Below are 10,062 nucleotides of genomic sequence, written 5' to 3'. Positions count from 1 at the left end.
TGGACATGCCCCAAAAAGTTAGACACTTTTTGGGGCATTTTTTATGAGTAGAAAACAAAAATATGACTATCAGTTTAAACTTGATTTAGTCAACAAGGTAATCAAAGAAGAACACTCTGTACATGAACTTTCCAATATGTATGGATTGGCTAAATCACAGTTACAATTTTGGTGCAAACTCCATGAGCACCACGGAGAAAAAGGGTTGGAAGATATCGCGGTTAAAAGCTATACGGCAGATGAAAAACTTGAAATCATTCGCTATTATCAAGCAAGCGGATTATCTTTGATTGACACCTGTGCTATTTTTATGGTTGCCTCTTTTTCAACACTCTTTCAATGGGTCGTTAAGTTTGAACAGATTGGCTATCAAGGCCTAGTAGATAAACGCGGTGATCATTTAAAAAAGAAGAAAACTCCAAAGAGGATGGCTAAAACAAAAGTAGTTCCAGGAATCAAAGATTCTATGACTGATTTAGAGCGGTTAACCATCGAAAATGAATATTTACGAGCAGAAGTCGCTTATCTAAAAAAGTTGGAAGCCTTAGCTCAAAGCAAGCAAGTCAAAAAGAAAAAGCCGTAATAGTTACGGAGTTAAGGCGCTTACACAAACTGGAATATCTTTTACATCTCTCTGAGCTAGCAAGAAGTAGCTACTATTATCATCTACATAGTAGTGCTTTTTTAGATAAGCATATAGACTTGGTAAAAGAAGTTAAAAAACTGTATCAGAGGCATTTTGGAAGATATGGCTATCGAAGAATAACGTTAGCCCTTAGAAAAGAATTGAACATCGCTGTAAACTTTAAAACCATTGCTAAAATCATGAAGCAGATGGGCTTGAAGAGTAAGATAAGGGTTAAAAAATATAAGTCTTATAAAGGCGAAATTGGCAAAGCCTCGGATAATATCTTACAACGAGATTTTACTGCTGACAAGCCTAATGTAAAATGGGCTACCGATATAACTGAGTTTAAAGTAAAGGAAAAAAAGCTATACCTATCCCCAATAATTGATCTGTTTAATGGGGAGATTATAAGCTATAACTTATCTACATCGCCTAATTATCGACAGATTTTGGATATGCTCAATAAAGGTTTCAGGAAAATCAAAAACAATGAAAAACCAATTCTCCATTCCGATCAAGGTTGGCAGTACAGGTTAGAGAAGTATAAGAAAAAACTAAAAGATAAACAGATAATGCAAAGTATGTCCAGAAAAGGAAACTGCTTGGATAACGCTATAATTGAGAACTTTTTTGGAGTACTTAAATCAGAATTGTTTTATCTAAATGAATTTAAATCGGTATCACAATTACATTCTGAAATTAGAAAGTATATTAAATATTATAATAGGGACCGAATAAGGATTAATTTAAATGGAATGAGTCCGGTGGAATACCGAACTCATTACTTTAAAAACATTGCGTAACTTCGTCCAACTTTTTGGGGTCAGTCTAGAACGACAGCTTTTTTATTTGCGCACTTTAATGTGGTTAACCACATAGGTTAAAGCTTCTTGATTTAACTTCTTTTGGGGCCATGTACTGCTTTCAAACTCAATAAACATCTGGTAGTTGTTTTTCTCAAAAGCATAGGCAATACCATTAAATTTTATATCTCTTTTGGTAATGTTATAGGTAAGAAGTTTGGTTGTAGGGCTTAACTTTATAAATTCTTTAAAATTATTAATTCCGCTCCCTGCTTTTAGCTTTTTAAAAGATTTATCAACAGCTACAGTACTTTCGAAATCATGGACAAAAACATTTAGGTTTTTTGGTGTTTTAAACGCAAATTTTAGCGTATCATCATGTGTATTCTGAAAGAAACATCCTTTTTCTATCTTGAGCTGGCTCTCTATATCCAGGCTAACCAATGAGTCTTTTGCCAGTTTGATAATATAAAAGTCTTTAAGTCTGGTTTGATCCAAAGAATCGAGGTATTTGTATCTTTTATAAAGCAGATCGTTCCAGATTTTAGGAGTTTGACTAGAAGTTAATGACCGCTGATCTGAAAACTGCCGCTCTGATATGTTGTTTAGTTGGTTGGCATCTAATATTCTGGTTTGCCTCGATTCCATTTGGTTGCATGTTGCAAAAAGGCGGACTACTGCAATAATAGCAATCACGATACTGAGCACTGTTCTCCAAACAGGTCTTTCTCTGTATTCTTCATTCTCTTCCATAGGGCTTAATTTAGATCGGCTGTGGTTAAACGCAGCTCGTTAAGCTGATTGCCTTTTTCATCATAGTAGATATACTTAACTGCGCTAATCTGAAATTTGTTAAAAGCGCTAATTAGTTTTTTAAGCTTGCCAGATCGTAGTATTTCACTTTTCATCAGTTCTACACCTGCTTGTGTTTTAAGCGGGCCAGCAAGATCTTTTGGGGTACGTACGTGATATACTAAATCGCCAAGTTTGTTTTGGTCGATTTTAAATATGGTTGCGCCTGTTGAGGACTCTGTGTACGGCAAACTTTTATTCAGTGCAACTAATATCTGTTCAAATGGAGAGGATGGAGCACTGGTTTTTGGATTTAAAAAACCAGCATCACTTTTGTGTGTATCAGGAGCTACTTTGCTCAGCTCTTCCATTTTCTTTTTATCCAGTGTTGCGGAAGAAATTTCAGATTGCTTTGCCGTATAGTAAGTGATTTCAAACGTAACGCCGTCGTTTATCAGTTTATTGGAGGTAGACTGCTGCTTTAACAGTTCCATCATCATGTTCGGCATTGCCTGCTTAATAAAATCAGTTTCGGGATCGCTGATAGCATAAGTAGTAATTACCTTAATCTTGATGGTTTTTCGCTTATAATCTGCTACAGCTGATGTCCAGCTTACTGATGGAGTACGTGCATATCTGGCCTGTTCATTGTAAGCGTTAACAAAAACAGCCATATCATTTATCGGATTTTTGCATCCTGTTGAAAACATAATGCTCAGCAATATGGTTGCAAGTGTAAATAATCCGAACAGGAATCTACCCTGAAATGACTTTTTGGGAGGTTGTAATAAGGTGTACATGAGAGGTTAATTTATATTTGTTATTTAGTTGTTTCGTTTCAATAACTGTTCTGCAAGTTCGTGTAAATCATGTTTATTTGCAAGAGGTACTTCAATATCTTTAAGGTTTTGAAAAGCGACAGCTGCATATTTCATCATCTCTTTTTCTGCCTCTTCCCGGATTTGTAGTTCATTGTAGATTGCAGTAACTGCCTGAACTTTTTCCTGAATATTTGGATTGCTATTGGCAATCCAACCCTGTAGCTCAAGAGAATCGGTTTTTGCCAGTGCTTTTAACAACAAGAACGTTTTCTTGTTGGCAATAATATCACCACCAACCTGCTTGCCAAACTTTTCCGGATCGGCATATACATCTAAAATATCATCCTGCAATTGAAAAGCAATGCCTATATTTTCGCCAAATTGCTCAATCAGGTCGGCATCTTTTGCTGATGCACCGGCAATAATAGCACCTAATTTCAGCGCACCACCCAATAATACAGCCGTTTTGAGCCTGATCATGTTAATGTACTCTTCAATACTTACATCATCACGTCCTTCAAATTCCATATCCAGCTGCTGCCCTTCGCAAACACCCTGAGCGGTAGCATTGAAAGTATCGAGCACATCTTTAAGAAAAACCGGATTTACTTTAGCCAGGTTTTTATTGGCTTCTACCATCATCACATCGCCACTTAAAATCGCCACATTGGTACTCCATTTTTCGTGTACAGTCGCCTGTCCTCTGCGTAGCGGTGCATTATCCATAATATCATCGTGTACGAGGGTAAAATTATGGAAAATCTCTATAGCCATTGCAGCATGCACAGATTCGTTGGCATCAGCACCAAACAATTCAGTAGCCATTAACACTAAAAGCGGCCTTACCCGTTTACCACCCAGGTTAATAATATAGCTTATCGGATCATAAAGCTGTTTCGGGTGATCTGGAAATTTTAAATTTTGTATTGCGGTATCTAAAATCTGCTGTAATTGTTCTGTAGTATGCATGTTTTGTTTAAACACTGTGTTTCGGGCACAAATGTCTTAATTTTTTAATCAGGAATTAGGGTAAAATCGATTTGGCGCTTAGAAAGGTCAACTTTTTTTACACGGATCATCACTTCATCGCCCAGTTGGTATTTTTTCTTCTTTCTTTGGCCTACAATACAGTAGTTTTTCTCATCGAGTACATAAAAATCATCAGATATATCGCGTAAACGGATCATACCTTCACATTTATTTTCTTCAATTTCTACATACATGCCCCATTCGGTAACTCCCGAAATAATGCCTTTGTAGGCTGTACCGATATTATTCTCTAAATATTCGGCTTGTTTGTATTTAATCGAAGCTCTTTCGGCATCGGCAGCCCGTTTTTCCATGGCAGAAGAGTGCACAGAAGCTACTTCGTAAAATTCCATATCAGCCGATTTACCACCATCTAAATAGATTTGCAGTAAACGGTGCGCCATTACATCGGGATAACGACGGATGGGCGAGGTAAAGTGGGTATAATACTCGAAAGCCAGACCATAATGACTGGTTTTTTTAGTGGTATAAATGGCTTTGGCCATAGAACGGATGGCCAGCGAAGTTAAAATATTCTGCTCTTTTTTGCCCTCTACATCAGCCATTAAATGGTTTAGCGATTTGGCAATCTCTTTATCCGATTTGGTATTGATTTTATAGCCAAAGCGGGAAGCAAAGTTGGCAAAAGTGTTTAGGGTTTCCATGTTTGGCGAATCGTGTACCCGGTAAACAAAGGTTAACTTTTGTTTACCCTTGCTCTTTTTGGCAATAAACTCAGCCACTTTGCGGTTGGCTAAAAGCATGTAATCCTCAATCAGCTTATGCGCGTCTTTACGCTCTTTTACGTAAACGCCTATAGGTTTACCGGCTTCATCGAGTTTAAATTTAACTTCGGTACTTTCAAAGCTGATGGCACCGTTTTTAAATTTACGGTCGCGCAGGATATAAGCAAGCTCATTCAGTTTTTGTATTTCGGTTGCGTAATCGCCGGTTTTACTTTCAATCACTTCCTGTGCTTCTTCGTAGGTGAATCTGCGATCGGAGTGGATTATTGTGCGGCCATACCATTCATTTTGAATGTTGGCCTGCTCATCGAGCTCGAAAACAGCTGCAAAACACAATTTATCTTCATGTGGACGAAGCGAGCAGACCCCGTTGCTTAAACGCTCAGGGAGCATCGGAATTACGCGATCAACCAGGTAAACCGAAGTAGCGCGGCTATATGCTTCTTTATCGAGTTCGCTTCCCTGGATTACGTAGTGTGAAACATCGGCAATGTGGATTCCGATTTCGTGGTTACCATTGGGTAATTTCTGGTAGGAGATGGCATCGTCAAAATCTTTGGCGTCGGCCGGATCGATGGTAAAGGTTAACACCTTTCTAAAATCCTTACGCTTAGCAATTTCTGCAGCCGGAATTTCTTCGGGAATGGCATTGGCTTCTCTTTCTACCTGAGGTGGAAACTCGAGCGGAAAGCCGTATTGGGCCAGAATGGCATTCATTTCGGTATTGTTTTCGCCCTGGTTGCCCAGTACATGTTTCACAATACCTATTGGGTTTTTAGCACTTTCGGGCCAGTCGGATAGCGTTACCAAAACCCGTTGACCACTTTTTGCACCATGCGTATCGGCCAGTGGTACAAAAATATCGTGCATCATTTTTTTATCGTCGGCAATTACGAAAGCAAAGCGATCTGATATTTTAATCACACCGGTAAAGTCTGATTTAGCTCTTTTAATGATTTCGATTACTTCGCCATCATTCTTACGGCCGCTCTTTTTGGCAAAAACATAAGCTTTTACGGTATCGCCATGTAGGGCATTTTTAAGTTTGCGGGGTGCAACAAAAATATCTTTCTCAAACTCATCTTCGGGCACGATATAAGCCGAACCATCGGCAGTCATATCTACGGTACCAATAATGAAGTTCTGGAGTTCTTTAAGTTTAAATTTCCCTTTTTGGGGTTCTAAGAAAATACCGTTGTTTTTTCCTTCCTTTAATATCTCTAAAATCGTTTCTCTTGATTCCTGATCGTTTAGGTTCAATTTGGCCGAAACCTGTTTGTAATTGAGTAGCTGATTATTGTTTTTTTCAAAAATATCACTAACCAGTTGATTCAGAACCAATTTTATATTTGCCGATTTTTTCTTTGCCATACGCTAAACTGAATTTACCGAAGATACAGAAAAGATAGGGAAGTGACGGGATTTGGGGTGTAAAATGTATGGTAGATGTGAGATATGAGACTTGAGATATGAGATGTGAGATGGGGGAGGTTGATCTGCAAGTTACTGTTCTGTTAACTTCAGTTCAACATAGGTGATATTTTTGCGCTCGGCGGTATAACTGATATGGATATTTCCGTTTTGATCCTGAATAATGGCCGGGTAACTGTATTCGCCTTTTAGGTGGTTTTCGAGGGTGTAAATATCTTTCCAGTTTTCGCCATCGGTTGATATGGCCAGTTTTAATACCGAACGGCCTTCCCACCAGTTTTTGCCTGCCGTTAATGGGTTGTAAACTAGCATTTGCCTGCCATCTTTTAAAGTTACTGCATCGCTGCCAGAATTGGGATTGGGCAGTTTTGTAGGTTTTAGTTTTGACCAGGTTTCGCCCCCATCAACCGACCAGCTTTCTACAATTACATTCTGTCTGCTCCTGCAAAGCAGTTGTAATTTCCCTTTGGGATGAATGAGGATTGATGGTTGGATTACACCAAAGGTATCGCAATTGATCTTGATTTTTGTCCAGTTTTTACCGCCAGCATCCGATTTTTCAATATGGATATTCCATGTTTTTTCATCCAGGCTTTCGGTGCTCGAAGGGTAGAGGATAGTTCCGTTTGCTAGTTGAACGGGTTTATTTTTAATAGGGCCTAAAAAATCTTTAGGTAATTTTTGCGCTTTAGACCAAGTTTTACCATTGTTAACCGATGTTTTATACTCAGCCCACCAGGTACGGGGATTTAAACCCACTTTATAGTGTAAAAATAAAGTGCCGTTTTTTGCTTTAAACAATACCGGATTCCAGCAGGCTAAACGGCTGGTATCGCTTTGTATTCCGTTGGCTATCTCAACCGGCTGACTCCAGCTTGCACCATTTTTTACCGCTGACCAAATCACCACATCTTTGCTTCCTTCGTGTTTGCCACCAAACCAGGCGGCCATAATTTTTCCGTTTCCGAGATCAACGAGTGTTGAAGCATGACAGGCTTCGAAAGGCACTTGATTAAAAACGGGGCCTGACTGTATAATTTCAACTTTTTGTGCGTAAGTGGTTGCGCAAAAGAACAATGTAGCAATAATGGAAAAGAATCTTTGCATAATTTATTGGTGTCCGGGAATGGCGGCGATAAGTTTCTGGGTATATTCGGCCTTAGGAGCATTAAATAATTCTTCTGGAAAACCTTCTTCTTCAATTTTACCTTTATTCATCACTAAAATACGGTCAGAAATGTGTTTAACCACAGCCAGATCGTGCGAAATGAAGATATAAGTCAGGCCAAACTCTTCCTGTAGCGATTTGATGAGGTTGAGTACCTGCGCTTGTACCGATACATCGAGTGCCGATACAGATTCATCGCAAATGATGAATTTAGGTTGCAATGCCAAAGCCCGTGCAATTACCACACGCTGCCGCTGGCCGCCACTAAATTCGTGTGGATAGCGGTTAAAATGTTCGGCTTTTAAACCAACTTTATCAAGCAGCTCTAATACCTTTTGTTTGCGCAGGGTATCATTTTGATACAACCGATGCACCTGCAAAGGTTCCAATATAGATTGGCCGATGCTTAGTTTAGGGTTTAGCGAGGCATAGGGATCCTGAAAAATAATCTGGATATCTTTTCTGAGCTTTCGCAGTTCGTTTTTGCCCAGGTGTGTAATGTCTTGTCCGTTAAATATAATGGAGCCTGAAGTGGGTTGAATTAACCTGAGTATGGTACGGCCCAGTGTTGTTTTCCCACAACCCGATTCACCAACAAGCCCTAAGGTTTCACCCGGAAAAACTTCAAAATTAATCTGATCTACGGCTTTAACATAATCGGTGGTTTTACCAAACAATCCATTGCGGATAGGATACCAGGTACATAGGGCTTTAACTTGCAACAATGGTTTTTGCTGGTAAAGTATTTCCCGGCGTTGGGCAATTTCAGTTGTGGTTAGCTGATTTGCCGGCTGTAAATACGCTGGTGCATCACCGGTTTGGTTGTTTAAAAAATCGGCAACAACCGGTAATTTTTTTAATTGCAAGTTGGGTGATGGTCTGCAGGCCAATAAACCTTTGGTATAGGGATGTTGCGGATTTTCGAATATCGATTTTGCTAGCCCCTGTTCTACAATTTCGCCTTTGTACATCACGGCAACTTCATCGGCAATTTCGTTTACCACGCCCAGATCGTGCGAGATAAAGATCATGGCCATGTTGCGCTCTGTTTTGAGTTTGAGCAGCAATTGGAGAATGGTTTTTTGAACGGTTACATCCAATGCTGTTGTAGGCTCGTCGGCAATGAGCAGTTTAGGGTTACAGCTCAAAGCCATGGCAATCATTACGCGCTGCTTTTGTCCGCCAGAAATCTGGTGCGGATAACTATCAAATATTTTTTCGGGCCGCGGAAGCTGAACTTCGTTAAACAGGGCAATGGTTTGTTTTTTTGCTTCAGCTTTATCTACCTTTTGGTGGAGGATAATGGCTTCGGCAACCTGATCGCCGCAAGTAAAAACGGGGTTCAGGGAAGTCATAGGTTCCTGAAAAATCATCGAAATCTGATTGCCCCTGATCTGCCTGATTTCGTTAGCATTTAAGTTAAGCAGGCTAATGTCTTCAAAATCAATATCGCCGGTAATTTTGGCAAGGCGCTCGTCATGCAAACGCATAATGGAGAATGAAGTAACCGATTTACCCGAGCCTGATTCGCCAACTATGCCTAAAACAGTACCTTTTTTTACATTAAAGCTAATTTTTTTAACGGCTTTGAACCAGTTTTTATCTTCCTGGTTGTAGAAATCGATATTTAAATTTTCAACGTTTAACATTAAATTTTACAGATTACAATTTCTTTCGACCCGGTTTCTAAGCTGTTTTGTTCATCTAAATGGTAATGGCAATTTACAGGCGTTTCATTTTGGGCAAGAAAAAGTAAATGTTTTGCCAAAGAAATTAAGCCTGCCTGGTTAGCTGAGATAATAATCTGATCATTTAGAACCTCACTTTTAATTACAAACCCTTCCTCCCAGATGGAAACAGTACCTTTTTCTTTAGTGTATTCGGGAATGTTTATTTTTAAATCTGCCATCAGGTTACAATGGTAATATTTTCTTCCGGAATTACCTCCATACCTTTAAATTTTAACAGTACCTGTGCTGTAGTAATTACATCTTTCTGGCAATAGGTAACAATCCGGGGCAGGTTTTTTTCTTCATAATATACCTGTTTTACCTGACTGCCGTTAATGTCGTCTTTTGGAGTAGGAATATCCAGAATGGCGGCAAGCAGACTAAGGGAGGTGAAATGTTTGTGGTCGCCAAATTTCCAGAGCTCCATGGTATCGATGTGGTTTACTTCCCATGGCTTTTTACCTGCTAGCTGCAACTGTACCGGAATTTCGATGCCGTTAATTAAAAGTCTGCGGCACAGGTAAGGGAAGTCAAATTCTTTTCCGTTGTGGGCACAGAACATGAGGCCAGGCGTTTGTTTATTCAACAAAGCTGAAAATTGCGAGAGTATTTCGTATTCATCATGACCTGAAAAAGATTTGATGCGCAATTTATTCGTTTTGTCTTCGGTATAGAAAATGCCGAGGCTGATGCAGATGATTTTGCCAAATTCGGCCATTATGCCTGCGCGTTCGTAAAATTCTTCTGCGCTTTGGTCGTTATTGCGCTGGTAATGCGTTTTGTGTTCCCAAAGCTCCTGAAAATGAGGTGGTACATCATGAAATGATGGGTATTGCGGAACGGTTTCAATATCGAGTACCATTACCTGATTTAGATCTAGCGTTTTTAGCATATAGCAGATAGTTTTCTTTCAA

General features: G+C 39.4%; 10 protein-coding genes. 2 read left to right on the top strand and 8 right to left on the bottom strand.

What is annotated here, in order from left to right:
- Positions 1-43 precede the first annotated feature (43 nt).
- Together OC25_RS04080 and OC25_RS04075 are read left to right on the top strand one after the other, a co-directional pair.
- Positions 44-583: a helix-turn-helix domain-containing protein gene (locus OC25_RS04080; RefSeq protein ID WP_052265945.1), complete on the top strand. Its 540-nt coding sequence runs from the start codon at positions 44-46 to the stop codon at positions 581-583.
- A complete protein-coding gene (locus OC25_RS04075) occupies positions 502-1,431 on the top strand; it encodes an IS3 family transposase (RefSeq protein ID WP_156131397.1) in 930 nt (309 codons plus the stop codon). Before OC25_RS04080 ends, OC25_RS04075 begins: the two co-directional genes overlap by 82 nt.
- Positions 1,432-1,473: 42 nt before the next feature.
- On the opposite strand, the gene OC25_RS04070 is transcribed toward OC25_RS04075, so the two are convergent.
- The 8 genes from OC25_RS04070 to OC25_RS04035 form a co-directional block, all read right to left on the bottom strand.
- Complete coding sequence (locus OC25_RS04070) at positions 1,474-2,184, bottom strand: hypothetical protein (protein ID WP_039472003.1); 711 nt, start codon at positions 2,182-2,184, stop codon at positions 1,474-1,476.
- Positions 2,185-2,189: 5 nt separating this feature from the next.
- Positions 2,190-3,023, bottom strand: a complete 834-nt coding sequence (locus OC25_RS04065) for a hypothetical protein (protein ID WP_156131396.1) — start codon at positions 3,021-3,023, stop codon at positions 2,190-2,192.
- Positions 3,024-3,047: 24 nt separating this feature from the next.
- Entirely contained in the window at positions 3,048-4,013 is a 966-nt protein-coding gene (locus tag OC25_RS04060) for a polyprenyl synthetase family protein (protein WP_039472001.1), read from the bottom strand.
- A gap of 44 nt (positions 4,014-4,057) precedes the next feature.
- Positions 4,058-6,190 carry a ribonuclease R gene (gene rnr, locus OC25_RS04055; protein ID WP_039472000.1) on the bottom strand — a complete coding sequence of 711 codons (2,133 nt, stop codon included), beginning with the start codon at positions 6,188-6,190 and terminating at the stop codon, positions 4,058-4,060.
- A gap of 132 nt (positions 6,191-6,322) precedes the next feature.
- Complete coding sequence (locus OC25_RS04050) at positions 6,323-7,357, bottom strand: sialidase family protein (RefSeq protein WP_039471999.1); 1,035 nt, start codon at positions 7,355-7,357, stop codon at positions 6,323-6,325.
- Positions 7,358-7,360: 3 nt separating this feature from the next.
- Entirely contained in the window at positions 7,361-9,067 is a 1,707-nt protein-coding gene (locus tag OC25_RS04045; RefSeq protein WP_039471998.1) for an ABC transporter ATP-binding protein, read from the bottom strand.
- Positions 9,067-9,327: an Imm32 family immunity protein gene (locus OC25_RS04040; protein WP_039471997.1), complete on the bottom strand. Its 261-nt coding sequence runs from the start codon at positions 9,325-9,327 to the stop codon at positions 9,067-9,069. Before OC25_RS04040 ends, OC25_RS04045 begins: the two co-directional genes overlap by 1 nt.
- On the bottom strand, positions 9,327-10,040 hold the full coding sequence (locus OC25_RS04035) for a 3'-5' exonuclease (protein ID WP_039471996.1): 714 nt from the start codon (positions 10,038-10,040) through the stop codon (positions 9,327-9,329). Before OC25_RS04035 ends, OC25_RS04040 begins: the two co-directional genes overlap by 1 nt.
- Positions 10,041-10,062: the final 22 nt, after the last annotated feature.

The organism is Pedobacter kyungheensis (assembly GCF_000812965.1).
GTDB classification, from domain to species: Bacteria; Bacteroidota; Bacteroidia; order Sphingobacteriales; family Sphingobacteriaceae; genus Pedobacter; species Pedobacter kyungheensis.
The sequence above is the reverse complement of the archived record's forward strand: the minus strand, read 5'-3'. Positions and strand labels throughout refer to the sequence as shown.

What these genes read in the sequence shown, in the direction of transcription:
- OC25_RS04080 (WP_052265945.1), top strand. Translation starts at nt 44, where the DNA reads ATGAGTAGAAAACAAAAATATGACTATCAGTTTAAACTTGATTTAGTC.
- OC25_RS04070 (WP_039472003.1), bottom strand. Translation starts at nt 2,184, where the DNA reads ATGGAAGAGAATGAAGAATACAGAGAAAGACCTGTTTGGAGAACAGTG.
- OC25_RS04065 (WP_156131396.1), bottom strand. Translation starts at nt 3,023, where the DNA reads ATGTACACCTTATTACAACCTCCCAAAAAGTCATTTCAGGGTAGATTC.
- OC25_RS04060 (WP_039472001.1), bottom strand. Translation starts at nt 4,013, where the DNA reads ATGCATACTACAGAACAATTACAGCAGATTTTAGATACCGCAATACAA.
- rnr (WP_039472000.1), bottom strand. Translation starts at nt 6,190, where the DNA reads ATGGCAAAGAAAAAATCGGCAAATATAAAATTGGTTCTGAATCAACTG.
- OC25_RS04050 (WP_039471999.1), bottom strand. Translation starts at nt 7,357, where the DNA reads ATGCAAAGATTCTTTTCCATTATTGCTACATTGTTCTTTTGCGCAACC.
- OC25_RS04045 (WP_039471998.1), bottom strand. Translation starts at nt 9,067, where the DNA reads ATGTTAAACGTTGAAAATTTAAATATCGATTTCTACAACCAGGAAGAT.
- OC25_RS04040 (WP_039471997.1), bottom strand. Translation starts at nt 9,327, where the DNA reads ATGGCAGATTTAAAAATAAACATTCCCGAATACACTAAAGAAAAAGGT.
- OC25_RS04035 (WP_039471996.1), bottom strand. Translation starts at nt 10,040, where the DNA reads ATGCTAAAAACGCTAGATCTAAATCAGGTAATGGTACTCGATATTGAA.